The sequence below is a fragment of the Pseudoalteromonas sp. MMG033 genome (assembly GCF_057197785.1).
Genome location: NZ_JBXVAL010000002.1, coordinates 800,083 through 826,117, shown reverse-complemented (window position 1 = coordinate 826,117; position 26,035 = coordinate 800,083). Strand labels below are relative to the sequence as shown.

Annotated in this window: 22 protein-coding genes and 1 pseudogene; 10 read left to right on the top strand and 13 right to left on the bottom strand. The window is 39.8% G+C overall.

The features are described from left to right. The first annotated feature begins 41 nt into the window (after positions 1-41). Positions 42-752, top strand: a complete 711-nt coding sequence (locus tag AC2CZC_RS24705) for a transporter substrate-binding domain-containing protein (RefSeq protein ID WP_484585023.1) — start codon at positions 42-44, stop codon at positions 750-752. Between the two features lie 39 nt (positions 753-791). Here the strand turns inward: AC2CZC_RS24705 and AC2CZC_RS24700 are convergent, their stop codons facing one another. Next, complete coding sequence (locus tag AC2CZC_RS24700; RefSeq protein ID WP_063363650.1) at positions 792-1,043, bottom strand: VF530 family protein; 252 nt, start codon at positions 1,041-1,043, stop codon at positions 792-794. Between the two features lie 25 nt (positions 1,044-1,068). Further along, a complete protein-coding gene (locus tag AC2CZC_RS24695) occupies positions 1,069-1,353 on the bottom strand; it encodes a DUF1496 domain-containing protein (RefSeq protein ID WP_484585022.1) in 285 nt (94 codons plus the stop codon). A gap of 192 nt (positions 1,354-1,545) precedes the next feature. Here AC2CZC_RS24695 and AC2CZC_RS24690 point away from each other — a divergent pair, with 192 nt between their 5' ends. Further along, complete coding sequence (locus AC2CZC_RS24690) at positions 1,546-1,776, top strand: TIGR02647 family protein (RefSeq protein ID WP_237136562.1); 231 nt, start codon at positions 1,546-1,548, stop codon at positions 1,774-1,776. A gap of 20 nt (positions 1,777-1,796) precedes the next feature. Here the strand turns inward: AC2CZC_RS24690 and maiA are convergent, their stop codons facing one another. Further along, the gene (gene maiA / locus AC2CZC_RS24685; RefSeq protein ID WP_484585021.1) at positions 1,797-2,423 is read right to left on the bottom strand and encodes a maleylacetoacetate isomerase; all 627 of its coding nucleotides are present in this window, start codon (positions 2,421-2,423) and stop codon (positions 1,797-1,799) included. 75 nt (positions 2,424-2,498) lie between these two features. Next, complete coding sequence (gene hmgA, locus AC2CZC_RS24680; RefSeq protein WP_484585020.1) at positions 2,499-3,794, bottom strand: homogentisate 1,2-dioxygenase; 1,296 nt, start codon at positions 3,792-3,794, stop codon at positions 2,499-2,501. Between the two features lie 118 nt (positions 3,795-3,912). Between hmgA and AC2CZC_RS24675 the strand changes: the two genes are divergently transcribed. Next, positions 3,913-4,359 (top strand): MarR family winged helix-turn-helix transcriptional regulator, encoded by a 447-nt coding sequence (locus AC2CZC_RS24675; RefSeq protein WP_484585019.1) that lies wholly within the window; start codon positions 3,913-3,915, stop codon positions 4,357-4,359. Between the two features lie 50 nt (positions 4,360-4,409). Here the strand turns inward: AC2CZC_RS24675 and AC2CZC_RS24670 are convergent, their stop codons facing one another. From AC2CZC_RS24670 to AC2CZC_RS24660, 3 genes and pseudogenes are all read right to left on the bottom strand, one after another. Further along, positions 4,410-5,234 carry a hypothetical protein gene (locus AC2CZC_RS24670; protein ID WP_484585018.1) on the bottom strand — a complete coding sequence of 275 codons (825 nt, stop codon included), beginning with the start codon at positions 5,232-5,234 and terminating at the stop codon, positions 4,410-4,412. 215 nt (positions 5,235-5,449) lie between these two features. After that, positions 5,450-8,584, bottom strand: coding sequence for a TonB-dependent receptor (locus tag AC2CZC_RS24665; protein ID WP_484585017.1), 3,135 nt, complete (start codon positions 8,582-8,584; stop codon positions 5,450-5,452). Positions 8,585-8,628: 44 nt separating this feature from the next. Next, positions 8,629-9,370: pseudogene (locus tag AC2CZC_RS24660) on the bottom strand (S1/P1 nuclease). 329 nt (positions 9,371-9,699) lie between these two features. Here AC2CZC_RS24660 and AC2CZC_RS24655 point away from each other — a divergent pair. Beyond that, entirely contained in the window at positions 9,700-10,590 is an 891-nt protein-coding gene (locus AC2CZC_RS24655) for a hypothetical protein (RefSeq protein ID WP_484585016.1), read from the top strand. Further along, entirely contained in the window at positions 10,587-11,510 is a 924-nt protein-coding gene (locus tag AC2CZC_RS24650) for a hypothetical protein (protein WP_484585015.1), read from the top strand. Before AC2CZC_RS24655 ends, AC2CZC_RS24650 begins: the two co-directional genes overlap by 4 nt. A 56-nt stretch (positions 11,511-11,566) precedes the next feature. Here the strand turns inward: AC2CZC_RS24650 and ushA are convergent, their stop codons facing one another. Next, complete coding sequence (gene ushA / locus AC2CZC_RS24645) at positions 11,567-13,150, bottom strand: bifunctional UDP-sugar hydrolase/5'-nucleotidase UshA (protein WP_484585014.1); 1,584 nt, start codon at positions 13,148-13,150, stop codon at positions 11,567-11,569. 64 nt (positions 13,151-13,214) lie between these two features. Then, positions 13,215-13,403, bottom strand: coding sequence for a hypothetical protein (locus AC2CZC_RS24640; RefSeq protein WP_484585013.1), 189 nt, complete (start codon positions 13,401-13,403; stop codon positions 13,215-13,217). Between the two features lie 339 nt (positions 13,404-13,742). Between AC2CZC_RS24640 and AC2CZC_RS24635 the strand changes: the two genes are divergently transcribed. Both AC2CZC_RS24635 and AC2CZC_RS24630 read left to right on the top strand, forming a co-directional pair. Next, entirely contained in the window at positions 13,743-16,607 is a 2,865-nt protein-coding gene (locus tag AC2CZC_RS24635) for an insulinase family protein (protein ID WP_484585012.1), read from the top strand. A 92-nt stretch (positions 16,608-16,699) separates the two neighbouring features. Further along, complete coding sequence (locus AC2CZC_RS24630) at positions 16,700-17,215, top strand: GNAT family N-acetyltransferase (protein WP_484585011.1); 516 nt, start codon at positions 16,700-16,702, stop codon at positions 17,213-17,215. Here the strand turns inward: AC2CZC_RS24630 and AC2CZC_RS24625 are convergent. Genes AC2CZC_RS24625 through AC2CZC_RS24610 form a run of 4 tightly spaced genes read right to left on the bottom strand, consistent with a single transcriptional unit; the run spans position 17,208 to position 21,525 of the window. Beyond that, positions 17,208-17,804 (bottom strand): PqiC family protein, encoded by a 597-nt coding sequence (locus AC2CZC_RS24625; protein WP_484585010.1) that lies wholly within the window; start codon positions 17,802-17,804, stop codon positions 17,208-17,210. The two genes, AC2CZC_RS24630 and AC2CZC_RS24625, sit on opposite strands and share 8 nt — an antisense overlap. Beyond that, on the bottom strand, positions 17,801-19,456 hold the full coding sequence (pqiB, locus tag AC2CZC_RS24620; protein WP_484585009.1) for an intermembrane transport protein PqiB: 1,656 nt from the start codon (positions 19,454-19,456) through the stop codon (positions 17,801-17,803). Before pqiB ends, AC2CZC_RS24625 begins: the two co-directional genes overlap by 4 nt. Continuing rightward, positions 19,449-20,657 (bottom strand): PqiA/YebS family transporter subunit, encoded by a 1,209-nt coding sequence (locus AC2CZC_RS24615; RefSeq protein ID WP_484585008.1) that lies wholly within the window; start codon positions 20,655-20,657, stop codon positions 19,449-19,451. Before AC2CZC_RS24615 ends, pqiB begins: the two co-directional genes overlap by 8 nt. A 58-nt stretch (positions 20,658-20,715) precedes the next feature. Next, the gene (locus tag AC2CZC_RS24610) at positions 20,716-21,525 is read right to left on the bottom strand and encodes a thioesterase family protein (RefSeq protein ID WP_484585007.1); all 810 of its coding nucleotides are present in this window, start codon (positions 21,523-21,525) and stop codon (positions 20,716-20,718) included. 217 nt (positions 21,526-21,742) lie between these two features. Between AC2CZC_RS24610 and dnaK the strand changes: the two genes are divergently transcribed. The 3 genes from dnaK to ybaK all read left to right on the top strand — a co-directional run bounded on the left by dnaK (position 21,743) and on the right by ybaK (position 25,907). Then, a complete protein-coding gene (dnaK, locus tag AC2CZC_RS24605; protein ID WP_484585006.1) occupies positions 21,743-23,671 on the top strand; it encodes a molecular chaperone DnaK in 1,929 nt (642 codons plus the stop codon). A gap of 118 nt (positions 23,672-23,789) precedes the next feature. Further along, positions 23,790-24,926, top strand: a complete 1,137-nt coding sequence (gene dnaJ / locus AC2CZC_RS24600) for a molecular chaperone DnaJ (RefSeq protein WP_039610309.1) — start codon at positions 23,790-23,792, stop codon at positions 24,924-24,926. A gap of 522 nt (positions 24,927-25,448) precedes the next feature. Next, positions 25,449-25,907, top strand: coding sequence for a Cys-tRNA(Pro) deacylase (gene ybaK / locus AC2CZC_RS24595; RefSeq protein ID WP_484585005.1), 459 nt, complete (start codon positions 25,449-25,451; stop codon positions 25,905-25,907). Positions 25,908-26,035 lie beyond the last annotated feature (128 nt).

The window sequence follows — 26,035 nt, the reverse complement described above, 5'->3', positions numbered from 1 at the left end:
CCTATAGTTTGTATAAATATACCTAGTCTGATTGGAGAGAAGTGTTGTATTTGTGGGTGCTTGGATGCTATTTCTTTTTGTTTGCGACATTCGCTCAAGCTAATTATACGCTCAATATAGTGACTGAAAACTTTCCTAAGTTTCAATATCTTAATGGTGAAGGCGAATTAGTTGGCAGTGCGGTAGACAAAGTTAAAGCGGTATTAGATGAGTCAAAAATAAACTATAGAATTTCTGTGCAGAGTTGGACGACGGCATACAATACAGCAGCACGAGATGAGAATACGTGTATCTTCTCGATGGCCAAAAATGAAGTCCGCAGTGAAAAGTTTAATTGGATTTTCCCCATTAGTAAGTTTACAACTTCCTTTTATGCGCTCAAGTCGTCGCAAATTTCTCTAGAAACAATAGAAGACACAAAACAGTATAAAGTTGCAGTGATCAAAGATAACTACAGTCACCAGTTTTTAATTAAGAATGGGTTTATTGAAGGGTACAATTTAGTATTAATAAACTCATTTGACAGAGTATTTGAGTTACTTGCAACGAGGCGAAAGTTTGTCGACTTGGTTATTCTAAGCGACAATCAGTTTGAATTTAAAAGACAGAATGAGCCCAATAGTGCGCTATTAGAGCCGGTTTTAACCCTGCGTAATTTGGATACTGAACTATATTTTGCCTGTAATAAAGGTCTTTCACCTCATGTGACGAGAAGAATTACAAATAGTTATGAAAAGCTTAAATTGAATTGATTTTATCAGCAAGAGGCGTTCACCTCTCACTGTCAGTAGTTACTTTTTTTGAGGACTGGTTGGCCATGCAAAGCCGTGAAAAGTGTCTAAATATAGCTGTTCAACTTTGTCTCTAGCCCAAGGCGTTTTGCGCAAAAACTTTAAACTAGACTTAACGGACGGGTCTTTTTTAAAGCAGTTGATGTCAACATGCTGCGCCATTTCCTCCCAGCCTAGCTCAGCTTCAAGCTTTTCAACTATGTCTTGTAGTTTTACACCATGGAGTGGGTTATTTGGTTGCTGTGTACTCATGTTTAAACCTAAAATTCGTGACGCGCTAGTGTACTCTTATCTTACCTCTGAGATCCAGCCTTTTAGGCTGCCCATTTTCATCTAGTTTTAACCATACAAGCTGGCTATCTGGTTGGTTTGTATATTTGTGACTGCAAACATAAAGTTCATTAAACTGTTTGATTAATGACCCTTCGCTATATTGAGATGAATTGAACCAGCAAACGCGCTGAGGTGAGTCAATAAATACCCTTGGCGAATTTTCTTTTGCATTTAATGGCAAACAAGATAAAAAAAGTATTAAAAATGATAAAAAATTGATCTTATACATGGCATTACTCATAGTCTGGGCTAATGTTTATTAGGTCGAAGTACGTTTATCGGCACTAATTTTACTGTAACAACCTAGTACTGAAAACGGCTGTTCAAAAGGATTGTCAGCGGCAAAACCGTCTGACCGATTATATTAAAATGTAAGCACAAGTCATGCCCGAATGGTAGCTTGATTGTAATAGGGGGAAGTATGGCATTTGACACTCAGTTAATGGCGGAGCTAGAACTATTGGCAAAATTTCCAAGGAGTAGTTTGCACCAAGGCCTCAAAATACATAGCAGTGCGGATCAAAGCATTTTGGCAGCAGCTGAGCGGCTATTTGCGAAAGGCGTAATAGATAGACCTGATGGGGGTTATTTGACTGACTTGGGTCACGATTTATTGTCTCATATTGATCAAGTTCATGGGGCATTAAAATAACGCCCCAATACTTGATTTAATTAAGCTGCATCCGGTTGATTCTCGGGTGCTGCTTTAATAAATGCTTCCAGCGTGTTGCAGTGTGTGTAAATGGCTGCAATTTTTGGAAATTGTGTCATATCGACTTTAAAACGCAGTGCATTAAATACCTGTGGTACCAGGCAAAGATCTGCCAACGTCGGTTGTTCGCCAAAGCAGAAAGGTCCTTCACCTAATGTCGGCTCTAGCTTTTCAAAGCCCTCAATGACCCAGTGTTTATACCAAGTCGTTTTTTGCTCATCAGTTACGTTTAATTCACCACTCAAATATTTAAGAACACGCAAATTATCAATAGGGTGAATATCGCATGCAATGGCATAACTGAAATTACGTACCTGTGCCTTTTGCCATGGATCTGATGGCAAAAGAGGTGTGTCTGGGTGTGTTTCTTCTAGCCACTCTAGGATTGCTAAAGATTGCGCTAAAGTACCTTGCTCAGTTTCCATTGCTGGCAATAGGCCTTGTGGGTTTTTATCTGTGTAAGGTGCTTGTTGTTGTTCAGATTTTAACAAGTTAACAGCTTCAAGCTGATGCTCAATACCTTTCAGGTTGAGCGCGATGCGAACGCGATAAGCCGCCGACGAGCGAAAGTAAGTATATAGTTTCATTTTAAATCCTTATTCACGACAAAGGCCACATTGCAGTGGCCAATATACATATAGTTTTTTAAGCAGATTTATCTATTATGCACCTTTGAAGTACTTTTTGATGCCTTTCCAACAATCTGAATAGTGTGGTTGGCGCTCTTTACCTTCCAGCGCGTATTTAGTTGGAGAAATCACATAACGTGATTCAAACATAAACGCCAAGGTATTCTCGTAGCGCTGCGGTTCAAGTTCTGCGTTTGAGGCTTTTTCAAATACATCAGCTTCAGGACCATGTGGAGACATGCAGTTATGCAAGCTCATGCCACCAGGCACAAAGCCATGCTCTTTTGCGTCATACACACCTTCGATAAGGCCCATAAATTCACTCATGATGTTACGGTGATAATATGGTGGGCGGAACGTATTCTCTGCAACCATCCAACGCGGTGGGAAGATAACAAAATCAACATTAGCAACGCCTTCTTCGCTTGAAGGAGAGGTCAAGACAGTGAATATTGATGGATCAGGGTGATCAAAGCTCACTGTATTCATCACGTTAAAGCGCGAGAGGTCATATTTATACGGGGCGCTGTTACCTGTCCATGCAACCACATCCAGTGGAGAATGACCGATATCACAACGAAATAGGTTACCATTAAACTTAGCAACAAGTTCAAAGTCACCTTCTAAGTCTTCAAATGCTGCGACAGGGTATTGGAAATCACGTTCGTTGGTGTAACCATTTGCGCCAACCGGTCCACGTTCAGGCAATACATAAGGGTGGCCATAGTTTTCGCAAATAAAGCCACGTACATGTTCGCTAATTAGCTCAACGCGGAACTTTAAACCGCGTGGGATAACTGCAATCTCACCAGGCTTAACCGCCAGCTTACCGCACTCAGTATGTAATACGAGTTCACCTTGCTGAGGCACAAATAATAACTCACCATCAGCATTATAAAAGTATCGGCCTTCCATTGAGGCATTGGCCACGTATACATGAATGCCAATACCTACTTGGCCATTTGCACTGCCATTGGCGGCCATTGTAATTAGACCATCAATAAAGTCTGTTTTCTCAGTAGGCACTTCCACTGGGTTCCAACGCAGCATTGACGGTGGCGTTGGTACTTCTGTAATAGGACCTGTTCTCACTAGGCCATTGTCCATTGGTTGGTACTCACCTTGTAAAACAGATGGACGAATACGATAAAACCAATTTCTGCGGTTTTCAGCGCGAGGGGCTGTAAATGCAGTTGTATTATATTGCTCTGCGTATAGGTCGTATTTCACTTTTTGCGGTGAAAACTGTCCTACTGGTAACGCACCCGGTAGTGCTTCAGTTTCAAATTCGTTACCAAATCCTGTCAAATAGTCGAATTCTGTACTCATTTTACGTAGACTCCATTGATGTTTTCTGTAAGATACTCTCATGTGAGAGTAATTGCAAACATCCTGATAAAGATGTACTGTAAATTAATAATTACAAAAATGAGAGGTGCTTTGCACTGTGAGTAAATCAAAGATTTTAGATATTAGCCAATTTTTGCCTTATCAACTTGTCGCCTTGTCTACCAAGGTAAGTAACGATTTTGCACACGTTTATAGCCAAGAAGCCGGATTAACTCAGGCTCAATGGCGCGTGCTCTCGCATGTGATAAATATTCAATTTGCAACGGCGAAGCAAATTTGTGAGTTAGCTAATATGGATAAATCTACGGTGTCACGTGCAATAAAACAATTAGAGCAGAAGCAATTCCTTCGTCTTAATCAGCACCCGGACGATAAGCGTGCAACAGTTATAGAATGCACTGATATGGGATTCGATTTGTATAAACAGCTGACGCCAAAAGCCTTAGAGTGGGAACAAGCTTTGTTAGAAAATTTCTCTGAAGGTGAAAAAGATATTCTGAAAAAGCTTATCTCAAAATTATCACAAAGCGTTGATAAAGAGTAGGCTAGAATTGGCGCATCACGATATACTAGTATGCGCCAAAGTTTCTCGCCCTAAAGGCTACGTAACTTGTTTATAACCGTTTGAATACCATCAAATTTAGTTTTTCTATACTGAGCCTCTTTGACTCTTTTTAAGTTTTCCCAATAGGCTTCATCGCCTGGATACTGAGGTTCAATAACATATGAAGTGATTGTATTGCCATGAGGGTCTCGTAGTGAGCATTTATATTCTACGACTTGATCATAAGGATCTGGCTCTTCACAGCGTTCACGCAAAGGCAAATCGACACTTTTTTTCTTTCTCAGCATCGTATCTAATATATTCGCTAGGTTTTGTGCTTTGGTTGAGACGACACTTTTAGAAACATAGCCCTGCAAATAGCGCTCGGTATAAATTGCAACTACCACTGATGCTGCAAGTGCATAGGTATCTGCCATATAGTAGAAGTCGTTGTTGTAACGAACATTTAGCGCTCTATGATTAATAACGTCTTCTGACTTAACCAGTAAGCTACTTAGCAAAGCAAGATCTGGCGAACCATATCTGGCAGTGTCTGAATAATGTTCCATTGATGACTCTAAAGACCTAAATTCTGAGATGAATTCAAACTCAGCATCTCTGATGATCTCAGCTCTCACACGCTCCTGAATTGCTTGTAAACTAGCTTCACTGAGCATGACATAATTAGGTCCACTAGAGCCAAAAAAGCGGTTGAATAGTAAAGAGCCGACGCCTGATAGCAATTGATCTTTGGCTAGGTCTAAAATTTGCTCGCCTGCGCTGGCTGCGTCAGCTTCTTGCTGAGTCGCATAGGTAGGTGTGGCAGCGATACTGCCAAATATGGTTACACTTAACAGTAATGTTTTTAATTTCATTTGAATTTATCCTTTTCAAAATGTAGATGTATATATACTTGAAGTGCTTAACTTCGTGAATATTATATTCCTTTTGGTGTGTATGTTATATGAATATAAGTGAAAAGTTTAATGATATTGAGTAGAAATAGGCGAATTTAATAGAGTGAAAGGCATAAAAAAAGGCCAGAAATTAAACTGGCCTTTGGTATCTAATTACATGTTTAAGTTAGATATTAGAATTTGTAGTTAACACCTAACTTGATACGCCATGAAGAACGCTCAGCATCAAATGTTGTAGGCGCTTCGTCTTCATACCCTTCGCTGTATACATACTGATTAGTTGCTTGGTCATATTCAACACCTACTAAATCACGGTTGTTGAAGAAATCAGTTCTGTAAACCTTACCTGCACTACTATCAATTAGGTTAAGTAGGTTCTTAACTGAGAAATATACAGAGCCTTTGTGACCTTCCATAAATCCAGGGATTTCTTGAGTGAATTTAAAGTCTAAACGCGTTGTCCAAGGACCCGTAACTGTGTTTCTATCAACGATGTTGCCAGCGTGACCGCCTAAACCATTTTCGTCAATTAATGCTTTTAATTGCTCATAGCTATAGCCGTCAGCATATCTTACTTTAGTATCATCAGCACCTGTTGGGATATAAGCTAGGAATTCACCGTCGTCGAAGTTATTTTGGCCACCAAAAGTGTCAAATCCATTATCAAAGATCCAGCTGTAAGGTCTGCCTGAGCTACGCTCACCTTGTAATGAGAAAGTAGACTTATAACCAGCAAACAATTCAGTAGAGTATGATACATTTAGCTTGAAGCTATGTTCAATTTCGTAGCGGCTGCGGCCAACAACAGGGTTGTTTCTATCAGCTGTGTTGTACTTTTCATAGTTTGAGTTAGCCGTTGAAGAAGTACCACCTACTAAAGATGACGCGTCTTGGTTTGCATAAGAGGTATTTACATAAAAGCCGTTTTCAAATGCTTTTGATAGGCTTAATGTAAATGTCTTACGCGTACCACCATCGCCATTTGTCAACATGATATCAGCACGGTCACGCTCTCCAGTACCGACATAAATATTACGACCATCTGGACCTACGACAACTTCTTGTGTCTGACGATACAGTTCGTACCAGCGAACGGCATCTTGTTCTTCAACATACATGAAGCTTGCTTCAAAATCCCAGTTATTGCCTAGGCCAATGCTTGAGAAGTCTGCAGAGTAGTTAGCTGTAATGCCATATCTCCACTCTGATGGTAGATCGAAGTTAGGGTCGATAAGGTTTACGTCGCCGTTGCCCGGCTCAAGAGTTGCGCCAGCTGGTGGTTGAGTGAAGTTAGGGTTTTCTAAATCTACACCGTCAGTATTAGCACGTACGTTGATTTGACCATCGTTTGAATAAGAGTTAGAGATCCAAACATTTGGGGTACCACCGTAGTAGCGACCCACACCACCACTGATTGTAAGGTCGTCAGCCGCAGTCCAGTTAAAGCCTAAACGAGGAAGGACGATGTCTTTTCCATCTAAGCTGTTGGTGTTTGAGAAACCGTACAAACCGGTGAAAGTGCTGTTTTCACGGATTAAACCTGATGTTGAAATGCGCTCATAACGAACACCTGCATTAATCCATAGGTCATCTTGGATATCCCAGCGGTCTTCAACAAACATATGTAGGTTTTGCACTTCGAAATCAGCAGCAGCATCATTCGGGTTACCTGTATGTGCGTTTGAATAAGAAACGCGACTCGCTTTACCTGCTTTAAAGTCTTCCAAAGAGTCGAACGTCCAGTCACCACGTGAGAATGGTACAAACTGGTTAAATACGTCAATCTTTTCAACACCAATACCAAAGCTTAGTGTGTGGTAATCAAATAGGTACTCACCTTCAACATCAATTGTCGTTGTCGTGTTTTCAAGCTGGTTAGCGTGACGGAATGGATCTGTACCGAAATATAATCTATTGTCGTCAAAGTCTATACGCACTTGGCCAACTTTTGCATCATTAAGTGCATCAGAGAAAGGTGCTTGATTAGTCTTAGTATCTTTATATGAGACTTTTACCTGAGTTGAAAACTCATCAGTCCAATCTGAATAGAACTGAGCAGCATAAGACGTAATTTCGCCTTTTTTATCGTACCAGTTACTTAATAAAGAGAAACGATCATCACGTGTATTTTGCGGCGTGATTGAGTTATCTGTTGAGTCTTGGTAAGTGAACGCTGCACGGTGATAGTCGTTGATATTCCAATCAAGTTTTAACAATAATTTCTCACTATCATTGTCTAAACCGTTTGGTGCATCACCAGTATTAACGCCATATTTGCTGCTAGCGACACTTTGCACATCTGAGATGTCAGCATTAGATAGCCAAGTGACTTCGTTTGCTGCACCAGAACCTTGCACGCCCCATTCAGTTACAAATGGTGTTGTTGATTCTTCGTAAGCAACGAAGAAGAAAAGCTCATCTTCGATGATTTTACCACCAAGCGCTGCACCAAATGTTTTGCGCTCATACTGTAAATCTACATCTGTGCCGTCTTCACGTTTTGGCGTACCGGCTAATGAATCATCTTCGTACTCATAGAAGAATTCACCAGAAAGCTCGTTAGTACCAGACTTTGTTACTGCGTTAACTGATGCCCCTGTAAAACCAGACGCTTTTGCGTTAAATGGTGTGATATCAACAGAAACTTGGTCAATAGCTAGAAGAGAAATAGGAGAACCATTTGTTGGGTAACCATTGTCGTTTAGACCAAAGTCATCATTTTGTTTAACACCGTCAATCGAGATGCTGTTAAAGCGAGGGTTTACACCAGCAACTGACATTTCGCCGCGTGAATCATCAGAGATGTTCACAAGAGGGTTTTGACGAACAATGTCTTTTAGGTCACGGTCAAATGAAGGTGCACGTTCAATATCAGCCGCGCCGTAAACACTGCCGATAGTGTCTTTAGATGCGTTGATGATTGAGTGACGAGAAGAGCCTGTGATTGTGATTGTTTCAACATCAGAGTTAAGTGCAATATCTAAAGCAGATGTCTTACCTAGGGTAAGGAATAAATCTGTTAGCGTTTTATCTCTGTGCTTTTGAGAGTCGATCACGACAGTGTAAGGACCACCTACGCGCAAACCAGACGCATTGAACACACCACTATCATTAGGAGAAAAAGTTTTCTTTGAACCTGTAGGCTCGTGAATGATGGTGATTACAGACGAAGTATCAGGGTTTCCTTGAGGGCCTACGACCGTACCTTTGATAGTTGCTGTTAAAGAGTTCGCGCTAGCAGCACCACTAGCACCAAGGCCAGCGATTACCGCTAGAGAAAGTGCCGTTTTGCGTAGTTGCGTTTTCATTATGTTGTTTCCCGTGTTATTAGGTTTATCAGTTAGTTTAAATATCATTTTTCAAAACTTTTATTTATAGCAAGCGCATTAATTAAAGGCTTTGAGTTAGTGTCAAAAATTTGGTTTAGTATTCCTGCCAGTCTATAACCACCTTGTTGTAGGCGCAGTTTAATAGTAGGCGTATGCTTATATATATAACCCCAACTTATTTCAGTTTCATTGCTTTGATATATTTTCTCTGCAATTTCGTTTGATTCTAATAACCAATCAGAAGGGGCGCTGTTTAAATAATCAGCAATAAGTTGTTTGTTCGAGGTTGTTACTGAGCGAGTAAATTCTGTGTATGATAACTTTTGGTGCTCCACTAACTCCGTGTCGAAAACTTTATGAAGGTTAGTAGACTTTCCAAAAAATTCTACTTCGATTTTATTGCCACCAAGATCAGCTGCTCTTCCTGCATGAAATGGCTGATGTGCATCCCCAACTAAGTGGACGAGGAACTTTAAAGCGAATTGCTTGTCTTCTGTATTAGAAGGCGTTATTGAGTACATTAATTGAGTAGTTGATACCATCAAGAATGTGCTTTACTTGGTGTTTATGTTCTATAGATGGATTGTTGTGATGGTGCATTTTCGAAGCGTCATTAATATTGATGTAATGCCATTTAGCAGACTGTTTACGCCAAAAGGCATCTGAGCTTGAACGCATTTCGTCTGGCCATGTAGATACTTCTGCTAATGAATCATCACCTAGTAGCATTTGCACATGAGAGTTTGCAGTCGGAGTGAGGTTAATTTGAGCGAGCTCACCTATTACTCTGTGCCCGTTTTGACCCCAGGCAATGGCAGAGCTGCTTACTAGGCATGTTCCCAGTACTAAAACTTGAATTGAACTTCTAAACATCACTCGCTCGACTAAATGTAAATCAAAAAATTACCGTGAATTCCAATGAGGTCAATTGTCCGGTTTTTTTAGGAAAAAAAAAGGAGTCAATAGAATTCATAATTTCTTATTAATAAAGTATTAAAATCAAAGGTTTACTTTTTATTGGTAAATTTACCTGTTGCAATAAGTAATTAAAGTTGATCTAATAAGCATGTAGGAAATAAAAGAATCTAATTGATGTGAATTACAATCTCAAATTAAGCAATAATACAACCATTGTTACAGTTTTGTTTCTGTCCATTTTGGCCTGCTTTTTTCTTGCAAAGCAGTTAAATAGTGCGACTTCGGTCGTATTACCTAACCTTCTAGAGAAGCACGTGCAATGTAAAACTCGCTCTGTGTCTAATACTCAATCGTTTAATGTGCATGTACCAGTTAAAAAGTTAGCTGATGAACTTGCACCAAAACTGTGTGCTGACCCTGTGCTTGCCAAGCAATATGGGTTAGTAAATGTATATTGGAGTGGTAATTTAGCTGAGCAAATTGATTTTATTGCCAAAGGGCTTGCTGATTTGACTTTGTCAAAAGACAACGTGATGAAGGCATTGATGGCTGAATCAACGTACAGTTACCGTGCTGTGATTGGCTACCCTGAATATACCGCGTTTTTTATTTCGAATAGAGAAAAGCCAAAACTTGAAAAAGCTTATTTCTTGGACAAAAAAATTGGTTTACTCGATTACCCCACAAGTAGATCAGGTCATATTTTGCCTAAACAAACATTTAAGCTGCTCGACATAGATATTGATGCACTCGATATTCAATATGTGACGTCCCATAAAACGCTAAGAGAAAAGCTTTCCTCTGGAGAGCTGGATATCATTGCAACTTATTGGAATGAAGATGATGAAGCATATTTTTCTAAGAATTATATTACTCCAACGGGCAGCAATATTAGTGGCAGTAAATGGTATTTAAAAATGCTGAATGACAACACAGAGCTTGCGTGTTCATTGCAGCGCCTGTTGAATCAAATCGTTCAAGATTCGGGTTCAAGCTATTTTGATAGTGTCAAACAGTATTGGCAATGTCGCGCTTTTCCTTATGAGTTTTTAGGAGAACGGCCATGAAAAAGCTAAAGAAGTTGGCAACGTTTACGTCATATTTAATATTCTTTTCAGCTATTTTTGTTTTGATGTCAAAATCGACGATTGAAGATGTGATTTATCATGAGCAGCAACAGGTAAAATTGAGGGTCTCACTAGATAAATACAGATTGCCACTAGCAGATCCTATGTTGAATTATTCTGGCGATCCTGAGGCGCTTAAAAGCTACATTGAAGGTATAAACGTCAGCTTGCAGGAACAAAATAGCCGAATTAAATTATTGGCGATTTCAAATTCGCCTATTTTACCTTCTGAAGGGGAGAGCGTTGAGCAATTGAATTCTCCTGGAAATCGAACATACATATTATTAAAAATCAATGAAGAGCATAATAACTTCTTACTTATTTTTCCTTTGGTATTTGCAATCCTTAACTTTGCATTGCTAAAGAATATAACGAGAACAAAGCGTAAAGCACAGACTCGCCCAGAGAAAAAGAATACACCACCAAAGAAAACCGCGTTGCAAATTGATTTATACTCTAAAACCTTGCAATTAACCTCAGACAAGGAAGTAAAAGTTCAGTTGGCAAATAAGCCATTATGCTTTTACTTAGCCTTACTTGAATATTGTAAATCGTATCCGGATGCATCACTAAATCAGAATAAAGAATTGCCTGATGAGTTACTCGACATGGCAGATAAATATTTCCATCGTTTAGTTGCATTGGGACACACAATTAGAAAACGCCCAAACTTTTCAAATAGCTTAGAAAAAACATTAAGTGAAATTCGTGCATCTTTAGATGAGTTATTGCTAAGCTCACCAGACTTAAAATTAAAGTACTATCCACCAAAAGCACATGGTGAGGGATCACGTTCTAAGCTGCATAGCTACGCTTTGACGCAAATACAAGAGGGCGATATTGAAATTATAGGCAAGTAACAAAGGCTTAAGCATGTAGGTTTTGTACTACATGCTTAAATTATTTTGATATAGTTTTAAAGATTTTCGACTTTTATTGGTGAGTGTTTTTCAATATACGCACGAAGTACTTGTGCATCAGTACTGTCAGTAATTTGAAAGTTTTTCTTTTCCGTTAAAGTAGGGTATCCGTCGCCGCCGGCTGCATTATAGCTATTGATACTCATTCTATATGTCCCATTTATATCAAACTTTTTACCATTGATTGAGTGTATTACAACCTTAGTATTTTCAATTTCAAAGTCAATTTTGTGGTGTTGCAGATAAGCACCAGCATCAGGTGGGAAGCTACCAACTATGGCTAGGTACTCTAATAACTCAGGGCCTTGCCAATCTATGTAGGCGATACGATTTTTAAATGGGTGAACTGTTAAAATATCTTTATAATTGACGTCGCCTGCTTTAATACTTGCACGAATACCTCCGCCACTGATAATGCCGAAATCGGCGCCAACTGCTTCTGCCTGAGCGTTGATTATCAAGTCAGCAAGTTTACTTTGTTCAAATCGAACAATGTCCCTGCGACCATCTAAGAAAGCATCGATGTTGCCTACTGCGCCAGAGAGTTTTTCTGAGCCTTTTTGCTGATACGGTAAAAGGAATTCGTAGAGCGCTTGATCTTTTGAGATTTCGGTCGTGATGAAGTTGCCTTTTACGTCTTTTAAATTTACAGGCACAAGCTCGTAACTTAATAACGTCTTGTTACCTTTTTCTATTTTAAAGACGGCTTTACCGACGTATTTCCCCCACTCATGTGCTTGCATGATCCAAGTACCATTTTGTTGATCTGGCCAGCAAGCTTTACCAGGAGAGAAGGTAGCATCTGGATTACCATCTTTATCAACACATACAGGCTCTTGAGAATGCCCGCCAATGATCATGTCGAGCGTATTTGGTTTAAGACTTCTGGCAAGCGTGACATCTCCAGTGGCATTAATTCCGTGCTTTGCGTCATGATAGTGACCCATATGAGTAACGGCAAGAACGACATCTGGCTTATATTTATCTTTAATTTTATCAGCTAATGGCTGTGTTGCCGCAGCAGGCGTAATAAAGTTTAGGTGACCAATGTATTCTGGGTTTGCAATTTTTGCTGTGTCGACAGTTGTTAAGCCGATAACAGCTATTTTTAGCCCACTCTTTTCAATGATGGCATAGCTTTGATAAGCAGGTTGATTAGTGTTTTTATCGATAATATTTGCTGACAATATTGGAAAGTTAGACCAAACGATTTGCTTATCTAGTACGCTTAATGGATTGTCAAATTCGTGATTACCAATCGCCATGGCGTCGTAACCAATAATGCTCATACCTTTGAAGTCAGGCTCTGCAACTTGGAGGTCCGACTCTGGTACACCGGTGTTAATGTCACCACCTGACAAAAGAATCACACTATGGCCTTTTGATTCTGCATCATCACGGAGCTTATCAATAAGCGTTTTGCGTGCTGCCATGCCGTATTCGCCATTTTCATTGTGCCAAAAGCGTCCATGATTATCATTGGTGTGTAAAACGGTGAGATACTGCGTATTTGCCTTGGTTTCGATTAGCTGGCAAGCAGTTAAAAAAGAGAGTAAAAACAAAGAAATAATTATGCGCATAAATTATTTTTAAAATCTGAACTTATTTATGCGCGTAGTTTAAAGCAATTACACGAAAATGACATTACAAAGTTGGTGAATTGGAGTGATTACGAGAGCTCATCACAGCCTCTTCTCGTCTATTCAATTCACACTTGGCGTATTCTTGCTTTTGATGGTTAGTTTCGACCATCCAGTTTAAAAAGCATGCTGGTAATTTACTGTATGGTTCCCCTGCATGTATACCAAAGTCGCAAATTTGCTCTTCAATCATAATTTAGCCCCTGTTATTTTTATACTACTTGCCCTGTATCGTCAGCTTACTTACTGTGCGGTTTTAGGCAGTTTAGAGCGTTTTTGAATCAAAAAAAACACTTTTGATCATAAAATTTAACCTTTTTGTCCATTTTTAAAACTAAATCAGTGGGCAATGGGATTAAAAACTGAGGATACGCGTGTTATTTATTGGGTCTTATCTATGTTTAACAAACAGTTACACTTTTTCTGAGCTTGTACTTGTGCGTATGCGACTTTAATATCAGTATATGAATAATTGTTTAATGTAGTATGCAGTGTCGTTTAGGACTAAATGCATACTCTGAATGGAAAGTATATGAAAAAATTATTGGCTTTGGGTGCTATATCTCTCGGTATTTTAACAGCTTGCTCCTCTACGACTCCTAGTAATTCTAGTAGTCAACTTATTGCAGATAATTTAATTGTGAGTCCTAATGATGATAGGGCATACAAAATACTGACTCTTGATAATGGCATTGATGTGGTACTTGTGTCAGATCCCAGTGCTGAGAAGTCTGCCGCCGCATTGAGTGTTGGTATTGGTTTATTGCACGACCCTATGACACAACAGGGTATGGCGCACTACTTGGAACATATGTTGTTTTTAGGGACGGAAAAGTATCCTGATCCAGAGGAGTATGCGGCATTTGTACAAAAAAATGGCGGGTCTCACAACGCCTATACTTGGTTAGATGTTACCAACTATATGGTTAAAATAAACAATGATGCTTTTGATGAAGCGCTGGATAGATTCTCTGATTTTTTTAAGTCAGCAAAACTCTATCCGGAATATACTGAGAAAGAAAAGAATGCAGTAAATGCCGAGTGGTCAATGCGTCGAGAAATGGACTTTTTTGGTCAGTTTAAACTTGCTAGAGATTTATTGGGGGAGCACCCTGCAAACCGTTTCTTAATTGGTAATTTGGAAACACTAGGCGATAAAGAAAACAGCAATTTACACGAAGAAACAGTCGCCTTTTATAACAAGTACTACTCTTCAAATATCATGAAATTAGCCATGGTATCAAATATGCCGCTTGCTGAGATGGAACAAAAAGCAAGAGCGCATTTTAGTGGGATAGAAAACAAGCAGATCCCTGAGCCCGTTGTGACAACCAAATTAGATTTTGACCAAATCGGATCAAAGCGTATTCATTACAGACCGAATAAAGATGTTAAGTCACTTAACGTAGAATTTATTATTGAAAATAATATGTCTGACTTTGCAGTTAAACCAAATTACTTTGTGAGTTATTTACTGAGTAATGAAATGCAAGGCAGCCCTGCGCAGGTTCTTAAAGATAAAGGTTTGATAGCTTCTTTGACTGCAAATGCTTCAGCCAATCACTACGGAAACTATGGCGTACTCAATGTTGAAATTGAACTAACAGATCAGGGTATGGATCAACGTGAGGTTATTGTTGCGACCGTAATGCAGTATATAAACTTGATTAAAGAGCAGGGTATTGATAGCAAATATTTCGAAGAAATCAAAACATCTCTCGACAATCAGTTTAGATTTTTAGAAAAAAGAGATGAATTCTCTTATGTCAGCACGCTCGCCGCGAATATGCAGGATTACCCACTCACGCATGCTGTTAATGCGAACTATCATTTTGCCAAGTTTGATCGCCAAGCGGTAAAACAGGTTTTGGACCAGCTTACTCCTCAGTCTATGCGAGTATGGTACATCAGCAAGAATGAACCTGTAGATAGTAAATTGCATTTTTATGATGGTGAATACAAAGTTGAAGCTATTTCTGAAAGTGAAGTGGCATCATGGTCTCAGCCAAGTGAATTTGCCCTCAGTTTACCGAGTGTAAATCGACTATTGCCAGAGAATTTTGATTTGAAAACGGCCGCGACTAACAATGTAGAGCAAGTCTATGATGGCGACAGAGTTCAAGCTTGGCTTAAATCAAGTGAGCGTTTTGCAGAGCAACCTAAAGGCAACATTGAAATTTTCTTAAATAGCGAGCTGCCAATCAATGATATCGCTGCGCGTGTATCTGCCAGTATTTGGGTAGATCTTTATGAAATTGAAAAAGCGAAATTAATAACCGAAGCTCAGGTAGCTGGCATGGGGCTCAATCTGAGAAACTCAAATGGCCTTGTTTTATCTTTATCTGGTTTTACTGATAAACAGCTGAAGTTACTTGATGAGGCTCTGAAGGGTTTTGCGGTCACACCAACTCAAAAACAGCTTGATCAAGCGATTGACAGGTATGTAAGAGCAGTGAAAAACAAAGGCAAGCAGATACCGTATTACCAAGCTTTTGATGCCTATAGGCAATTAACCCGTGAGGGCAGTTTTGATGCCGAAGAACTTATTGATGCAGCCAAAGGGATCACGATAGAGAGTTTTAAACAGGCGCAGTTAGATTTGTTTGAAAACAATTTAGTGCGCGTGTTTGGTTATGGTAATTATAATAAGGCCGATATTGAAAAGGTTGTTTCGCGTCTTGAACATAGTTTTGGTAAACAGGCTGAACAAACTCAGTACGTTAGAGCCGGCTTTTGGCAACCTAAGTTAAATGAGTATGTCGTATTACAAAAAGATGTCGACGTAGCGGATGTTGCGGTAGTTGATGTGTCTGTCCACCCAGTAAAAGGGTATGCGCAAAAGGCGACTGCTTTGATCTTGAAGAACCACTTAAGGCAAAAAGCGTTTAATACTCTGCGTACAGAAGAGCAACTTGCATATGCTGTGGGCGCTTTTTCAACCAGTATTGATGAATATTCTGCAATCGGTTTGTTTATTCAAACACCAGTTAAAGGTCCGCAAGAAATGCAATCCCGCTTTGATGCTTTCAAACTTGAGTACTCAGAAGAGTTACAAAAGTTAACTGACGAAGAGTTTGCGCAAATTAAAGCGTCCACATTGGCGAATTTAAAAGAAGAGCCCAAAAACCTTGCTGATGAAGCAGAGCCTTTCTTTACTGATTGGTACAAAAATACGCTATCTTTCGATTCACAAGCGCGCTTAATTCAGGCAGCTGAAGAAGTGACTAAAGATGACATTAAGCAATATTTTGAAAAGACGATTATGAATGAAAGTGCACCGCGCTTAAATGTTCAGTTGAGAGGCAGTAAATTCAAGGAACATGCATTCGCTGATTTGCCTAACCAAACAAAGATAAACTCGATGAAAGAGCTATACAAAAAGGTAAAATATAAATAGATTTACAATATACATTGTATGTACATGTTTATATTATCTTAAAGGCAATGTCTAACCCCATTGCCTTTTTAATATAATAACAGTTGGTAGATATGCATAATAAATTAGTCGCGCAAACACATAGGTGTGAAGTCAGACATGCAAACTTTGATGACGCTGATTTTATTATAAAGCTCCTTAATCAAAAGAGCTTTATAGATAATATTGGTGATAAACAGGTTAGAGATCGTAAAAGTGCGTATGATTATATTAAGCGTTCTTTTCAAATGCAGTATCAAGCCCAAAGTTTTGCCCCTTATATTGTATGCTTGAAGACAGGGTTACAGATAGGTATCGCAGGGTTTTATCAAAGATCTTATTTACAAGGGCCAGATTTGGGTTATGCATTTTTAGACGAGTATACTGGGCAAGGGTTTGCATCTGAGGCTTGTAACAGCCTTATCTGTATGGCTAAAAACAATATGCAGCTGAGTAAGTTACACGCAATTACGGTTATCAGTAATTTGAAAAGCCAAAAATTGTTGCTAAGCCTTGGTTTTAAGCTGAGTGGCGAAATAAACTGTCAGGTTGGTAAAATAGACAGGCTATTCACTTATAAATTTATTTGAGATGAGTCGATAAGGCTTCTTGATGAATTGTATCAATAAGTTTTATCCAGTTCTGTTGATGAGCGGACACCAAAGCTTCAAACCCATCTTTACTTAGTTGACTGTTCAATGTAAATCTTTGAGTTTGAATAAGCTTAAGCTCACCTTGTTCCTGCTTATATAAATACCAATTTCCACTTAATAAAGCACCTTTATTATAATGGCCCGCGAATTCATTCAACACTAATTTAAGTGAGAATAAAGGTTTTTCAACATCTCCTGCGAGTGCTCTGGGCACGACAGTAAACCCTAATGTGTGGAAATAGCTTTGTGTTAACTGTGTCAGCATGTTTTTAGGGTGCTCTGCCCAAAAGTGAAAGCGTGCGATATTAACAGTATTTGGTTTAGTGTATTGGACAAAGGCCTGCTGGTTTGATACGCCAATAATGGACACATCTTCTAAGTAAAGGTGACCTGTTGTTGTTTTCTGCGTCGCAGATACTTGCAAATTTTGATCTGAAAATTTGTAGTACTTATGCGTATTTTGATTGCTGCTACAACCTATCAATAGTAATGAGATTAAACCAAGATAAATTGGGAGTTTCATCATCGTTTCCTTGGCGTTGGGTCTTCAGATGCGTCTTTGTCAAAAATTAGCATGTTTGGTTGCTCGTTGAGGCCCTTGGTGACGGGCTTTAGTGTGTTTGACAAGCTTTCAAGTTCACTGAGCGTATCTGTCAGTTGCTCCATAACACCTGAGCCTTGTTGGTAAGTTGATAGTGTTTTTTCAAATTGCTTCAAGCTTGAAGTTAATTGGGTCAACGTGCCTTGTAATTGGGTTAGGTTCTTATCCACTTTTTCCGGTACTTTTTTGTTGTTTAAATTTTCAATTAGTTGCTTTGTTTCACTGCCAAGCTGTTTGTAAGCAACCAAAGTTTTGTTTGCTTCGCTTAATGTATCGTCTAACGGTAATTTATTTAGCTTGTTAAGCAACGCGATAACTTGCTCTGAAAGCGCCGTAAACCCGCTTGGTACACTTGGTAAAACTGGGTACACAGAGTGTTTTGCAATGGTTTCAGGTTTTGCTGCGCTGTAGAAGTCTAACTCTATATATACCGCACCAGTTAACAAATTACCACTTTTTAATGAGGCCCTGAGTCCATTTCTAATCCATTTGTCAATATTACTTTGCCAATACATTTTAGCTTGTTCATCAACATCGTAGATCCTGCCATATTCGACTTTGATTAATACTGGGATTGAAGTGTTATCTTGTTGAAAGTACAAGGGTTGCCCATTGCGAACAATGTGTGCGGGGACCTGCTCAACCGTACCAATTCTCATCCCTCGGTACTCTACAGGTGCGCCAGGTTTTAGTCCCTTGATAGATTGTTCAAACTCAACGAGGTATAAATCAAACAAGTCAAATCGTCTTTCTAGCGCCACAGCAAAATTTTTATGTAGCTTATATTGTGTGTTTTGCTCTGCAAGTCCATCCGCCGAGGTATTAGGCGGATAATCAACAGAAATCCCCCCTTTAATTAACTTTGACAGCGAACCTGTAGATACTCTTATGCCCTCAGTAGACAAATCAACCTCTACGCCAGAGTTCACCCAGAATATAGCATTCTTTGATATCAATTCGTTATATGGAGAATTGATGAAAATACCATAATCCATCTCTAAGGTTTTCTCATTAAAACTTGCTGTCTCAACTTGACCGATTTTATAATTTCTGAAGAAGATGCCTGTTCCAACGTCCAAGACTTCTGCGTTAGCTGCCTTTAAGCTATACCTCAAGCCCTCGATATCAGGAGCAATCAAGGCAGGTTGATTTTGCATGGTAAATAAAGAAGCTTGCTCGTTACTTTCACCCGGCAAAAGTTCGATGTATGCACCAGAGAGAAGCGTATTGAGGCCAGAAATACCCGATTCATCGACACGAGGCTTCACTGTCCAAAACTTAGCATCCTTAGTTAACAGTGTGTCGTAATCTTTAAAAATTCGTATTGTGGCAATTACAGCATTTTGCTCTATTTGTAGTTTTAGAGATTCGACTAACCCAACTTGAACGCTTCTGACTTTAATTTCGGTTTTACCCGCGATGATGCCATCAGCGTTATCCATTTTTAAGAAAATGGTGTGCCCTTTATTTGCTTGATGTTGATATAACATCCAGCCTGTGATCACAATTGCGATAATAGGCACTATCCAAATAACAGAAAACTTTGGTTTTGACTCGATATAAGCTTGCTCATTCATTTTTATTTAAATTATCCCAAAGTAGTCGAGGGTCGAAATGGTTCACGGATATAATTTGGCATAATACCATAGCTGTGAAAAACACAATACCTGATTGAGGTTCAACACTTAAAACAGTGCCAAGCTGTACAAGTGAGACTAATAATATTACAACAAAAACATCAATCATCGACCATTTACCCATAAACTCTAGTGCTCTGTACAGTTTGCTCGCGAGCTTTGGTTTAGTGCAACGCTTTACTTGGTAAATTAAGTAAAAGAGAGCAACCCCTTTAATGATAGGAATACAAATGCTCGCCACAAAAATGAGAATGGCAACAGGGTAGGAACCTGCATGCCACATAACTTCAACACCGCTATAGATTGTAGCTTTGGTGTGAAGTCCCAAATTAATCGTATCCATAATAGGTAGGGAAAGCGCGGGGATTAGCAGCACCATCGCAGTGATCATCCAGGCGGCACTTTTCTCTAACGAATTTGATTTGCGAAATTTAAGCTTCGTAGTACATCTTGGGCAGCGAGTTTCTTTACTTAGTTGCCCACAGACGTGGCATTTTTTCAATGATTGCTGAAGTGCTCGTGGGGCACAGGTCTTTTCGTCTGGGCAATAAGTGACTTGTTCTCTTTCCCACAATTGCTCTTTATTGAGTAACGAGAGTGTTTCTATAAAACACAAAACAAATAAAATATAAGACCAAAACCCGAGACCAACTTCTATTTCTGCAAATTCCGTCAGTTTAAATGCACTTATAAGCACTGCAACCAAAAATATATCAGCTAAGTTTAGCGGTTTGAGCAACATCAGTGCCCTGACAATTATGCGGGCATTGCCCGGGTTAAGGTGACGCCAAAATGGGGAGTGCGCCAACATAATGAGTACCAGTGCAGCCAAGGGCATTAATAAGATGGTGAATGCAAGTAAGCCAGCAAGTAGTGCGCTAAAATTAGTTGCGAGCAATGATATTGCTTCAATTAAACTAATTGATTGTTTTAAACCATGCTGAGCATACGAAATAAAGTGGGGGTGTAAACTAACTAAAAGAAATAATATTGAAGATAAACCAAATGCATTAATGCTTTGATTATAGTCAATTTTACAGTTGGCTAAAGTGTTACCGCAGTGCGGACATATGGCTCGTTGGTGCTTGTCCATGTGTGCGATAGACACTAAATAATCACAATGTTGGCAAGCAGTTATCACAATTAGAAACACAATAAAATATATCTATACTCTATTGTGTTCCAGCAATTCAATAATATCAACCATCAAATACAGCAACTGTTTGTCGGCTTAATGCGATTAGGTCGCCAGCTTTTGAGAAAATTTTGGCGTCTTCGATGCCATAGCCATTGTTAACTTGATGCGTGATTGCTTCATAGCCCACCCAATCATGTTTACTAACCTCTAAAGGTTGGAGAAATTCTATATACCAAGATACTGTGCTAGCAGGTGAAGGTCTATCACATAGTTGAAGAAGCGTCGGTGGCCATGCGTCTGCTAATGCTAGAATATATAATTCAAGTGCTGTTTTTTGAGGCATTTGTTTGAACTTCATCCAACCATGAAGTTCGGTAGAGTCAGCACCACTAAAAGGCATAGCACCCGCTTGAATATTTAAATCTACATGTTGAATAAAAGCCGGAAATATACCCTCTACATATTGAATTGTGTTTTCATTATTTATATCTGTATTAAGAATCGTAGGTTTGATTTGTGATTCAACTTTGATATTTGACATGCGCTGCTTAGCAAAACTTGCCAACGATACTAGGCATACCGAGTCACGTTGTTCTATCCGCGATTCTAGCTGGGTGACGTTTTTACCCTGCCTCAATATAGTTGTATTGATGGTGAAAGGTTCAGAGGCAATTAAAGGGGCGACGAAATTACAGCTGAACGAAAGTAGCTTTCGGTCTTGGTCATTTAGCTGAGTATACATATGTTTTAGCATTAGCGCGGCACTTAGCCCACCAAAAACGGTTCGACCTTGGCTCCATGTGTTTGGCACACTGAGGTGGCAGGGGTGCTCACTGAGCTCGATAGATGAAATGATAGCTTCGAAATTCATAGTAAATCCATGTCTCGTTATTTTTGTTTAGAATATATACTCTAAACGAATAAATACAGATTTTTTGTCTGCTTTTTGCTCTGTTCATCCTAAAAATAAAAAAAATTGAAAAAAAATGAAATTTTTTTCTTGTTTAAGGTTGAATTAGAATTTGCCGCCCCTATCTATCAAGTCATCTAACAGAACAACGAATTTTTTGAGGTCGGAGAAGATTCACATGGGTAAAATTATTGGAATCGATTTAGGTACTACTAACTCTTGTGTAGCAGTATTAGATGGTGAGAACACGCGCGTTATCGAAAACGCTGAAGGCGATCGTACAACCCCGTCGATTATTGCATTTACAGAAGAAGGCGAAACGCTAGTAGGTCAACCGGCAAAGCGTCAGGCAGTTACTAACCCTACAAACACGCTATATGCAATCAAGCGACTAATTGGTCGTCGCTTTGAAGATGAAGAAGTACAACGTGACATCAGCATCATGCCTTTCAACATTGTTAAAGCTGACAATGGCGACGCATGGGTTGAGGTTCGCGGCGAAAAGCGCGCAGCGCCACAGATTTCTGCTGAAGTTCTTAAGAAAATGAAGAAGACTGCAGAAGATTATTTAGGTGAAGAAGTAACAGAAGCTGTTATCACAGTGCCTGCATACTTCAACGATTCACAGCGTCAAGCTACTAAAGATGCTGGCCGTATTGCGGGTCTTGATGTTAAGCGTATCATCAACGAGCCAACTGCTGCTGCACTAGCTTACGGTATGGATAAAAAGCAAGGCGACAATGTTGTTGCAGTATACGACCTTGGTGGTGGTACATTTGATATCTCAATCATCGAGATTGACGAAGTAGACGGTGAGCACACGTTTGAAGTACTTGCAACAAATGGTGACACGCACCTTGGTGGTGAAGATTTTGATAATCGTGTTATCAACTATCTTGTTGAAGAGTTTAAGAAAGAGCAGGGCATCGACCTTAAAGTTGACCCGCTTGCAATGCAGCGTGTTAAAGAAGCTGCTGAAAAGGCTAAGATTGAGCTTTCATCTGCACAGCAAACTGAAGTTAACCTTCCTTACGTGACAGCAGATGCAACTGGTCCTAAGCACATGAACGTTAAACTAACGCGTGCGAAGCTTGAATCACTAGTTGAAGACTTAGTCACTCAGTCTATCGAGCCGCTTAAGCGTGCACTAGCAGATGCAGATCTTTCTGTAAGCGACGTTAATGACATCATCCTTGTTGGTGGTCAAACACGTATGCCACTAGTTCCGTCAAAAGTTGCTGAGTTCTTCGGTAAAGAAGCGCGTAAAGATGTAAACCCTGACGAAGCAGTTGCACTTGGTGCGGCGGTTCAAGGTGGCGTTCTTTCTGGCGACGTAAAAGACGTTCTTCTACTTGACGTTATCCCACTATCTCTAGGTATCGAGACTATGGGTCAAGTAATGACTGCGCTAATCGAGAAAAACACGACTATTCCAACGAAGAAGTCACAGGTATTCTCGACAGCTGAAGATAACCAGTCAGCAGTAACAATTCACGTTTTACAAGGTGAGCGTAAGCGCTCAACTGATAACAAGTCTCTTGGTCAGTTTAACCTTGAAGGTATTCGCCCAGCGCAACGTGGTGCACCGCAAATCGAAGTTACTTTTGACGTTGATGCTGACGGTATCTTACACGTATCTGCTAAAGATAAAGATACTGGTAAAGAGCAAAAGATCACTATCCAAGCTTCTTCAGGTCTAAGCGATGATGAAGTAGAGAAAATGGTACGTGATGCTGAAGCAAACGCTGAAGAAGATAAGAAGTTCGAAGAGTTAGTGGGTGCACGTAACCAAGCTGACGCTTTAGTCCATGCTACTCGCAAGCAAGTTGAAGAAGCAGGTGATGCACTTCCAGCTGAAGACAAGACTGCAATTGAAGGCGCTTTAACTGAGCTTGAAGCAGCTATCAAAGGCGACAGCAAAGAAGACATCGATGCAAAAACTCAAGTACTTGCAGAGAAATCTCAAAAGCTAATGGAAATCGCTCAAGCAAATGCACAAGCACAGCAAGCAGGCCCTGGTGCTGATGCAGGCGCACAACAAGGTTCTGCGAAAGCAGACGACGATGTTGTTGATGCTGAGTTTGAAGAAGTTAAAGACAACAAGTAATTGTTGACTGTTAAGGGCGCGCGGCGACTTCGCTAGACGCGCCCTTCGTGTTTTTAAATTTTGGCTCACTACCGATATATTGGTCGGAGAGTTGTCTTGTAAGAGTAGTGTGATAACTATGTCCAAACGTGATTATTACGAAGTATTAGGTGTTTCAAAAGACGCCGGTGAACGTGATATTAAAAAGGCCTATAAGCGCCTAGCAATGAAGTATCACCCAGATCGTACTGCGGGTGATGAAGCTTTAGAAGCTAAGTTCAAAGAAGTAAAAGAAGCGTACGAGGTCCTAACGGATAGTCAGAAACGCCAGATGTATGATCAATACGGCCATGCAGCGTTTGAACAAAACGGTGGTGGAGGCCATGGCGGGTTCGGTGGCGGAGCCGACTTTGGCGATATCTTCGGGGACGTATTCGGTGATATTTTTGGTGGCGGCGGTGGTCGTCGTCAATCAAGACAGCAACGTGGTGCCGACCTTCGTTACAGCTTAGACTTAAGTTTAGAAGAAGCCGTAAAGGGCAAAGACGTTGAAATTAAAGTCCCTACATGGGTAAGTTGTAAACCATGTGATGGCAGTGGTGCAAAAGCTGGCTCAAAGCCAAAAACATGTTCTACCTGTCATGGTGCAGGTCAAGTGCAGATGCGCCAAGGCTTCTTTGCTGTTCAACAAACTTGTCCTACGTGTCAAGGTACTGGTCAAGTTATCTCAGATCCGTGTGACAGCTGTCATGGACAAGGTCGCGTAGAGAAAACTAAAACTCTATCAGTTAAAATACCAGCAGGTGTTGATACTGGTGACCGCATTCGACTTTCTGGTGAAGGTGAAGCGGGCATGCACGGCGCGCCAGCTGGTGACTTGTATGTTCAAGTAAGTGTTCGTGAACATCCGATTTTTGTTCGTGACGGTAACAATTTGTACTGTGAAGTACCAATTAGCTTCACAACCGCAGCGTTAGGCGGTGAGATTGAAGTACCAACACTTGATGGTAGAGCTAACCTGAAGATCCCTTCAGAAAGCCAAACTGGAAAGATGTTCCGTATGCGTGGCAAAGGCGTTAAGTCTGTTCGCAGTGGGTCTGTAGGCGACTTAATTTGCAAAGTTGTTATCGAGACGCCAGTGAACTTAAACGAGCGTCAAAAAGAGCTACTTAAAGAGCTTGAAGAAAGCATGAGTGGTGACACCAGTAAAAATCGTCCTAAAGCACAGGGCTTCTTTGATGGTGTGAAAAAGTTTTTTGATGACTTAACCAAATAATTGGTAATGAATTAAATCAAAACGGCGCCTTTGGCGCCGTTTTACTCTCAGTCTAATATTACGAGATAATCCATATCATCGTTGCACCGACACACTAAATCTGGTCGGTTTTCTCCTGAAATCAGTGTTCCAGAATTGCACCCTAATATTTCACACTTTTTATCACAAGCTAGCTTGTTTGCCCACGCATTATATTCGTTACTTAAAAACACCACTGCGGTTAGAGCAGTTAAAGTGATACAGACTATGCTTGAAAAACTTGCATACATACAACAATCTACACTAGGTAAAAATAATTAGGGCTTAACATCGATTGCCAATGAATACGCAATCACAACTCAGTCAGCTGATACATAATACTTTAGTCGACATTATCATAATGTCGAGCGTAATTTAGTATAATTTTGAGTGTGCTTAGTTATGTCGACTACTGACGGTTTTTTTCTGTCGTGCACAAGTAAAAAACTGTTCATATCTCGATATGATTTAACTTTTTAAATCACTAATAAATAAGGACTTATAATGACACCAGCTATAAACCTACTTAAAAAAAATAAAGTGAAATTCGATGTGTTAAAGTTTAAACATGATCCCAACACTCCCAACTATGCCCAAGAAGCTGCGACTAAACTGAAACTGGATGAGAAAAAAGTATTTAAAACTCTAGTGATTGATGTAGATGGGACATTATTCATCGGTGTTACCCCAGCTTCTCAGCAGGTAGATTTAAAGCTATTTGCAAAATCGGCCTCGGGTAAAAAAGCGCAAATGGCAGAAAAAAATCGTGCGCAAAGTGCAACTGGTTACCTACTTGGTGGGATAAGTCCTTTCGCTCACAAAAAAAATATCCCCGTGATTGTGCATAAAACTGCGCTAGATTATGATGAAATTTACGTCAGTGGTGGTCGGCGTGGGTTGGAAATTTCGATTTGCCCGCAATCACTTATGGCTATTACGCGCGCAAATTATGCAGTTTTTTGAGATATATAATTCTCCATATTAGTTTTATGTCTATTCATGCAAAAATAATATAAATTCAGCGTACACGTGTAAGCCATTAATTATCAGAAAGTTTTTCCTCAAAAAAGCAATTTACAGTAAAAAATTAG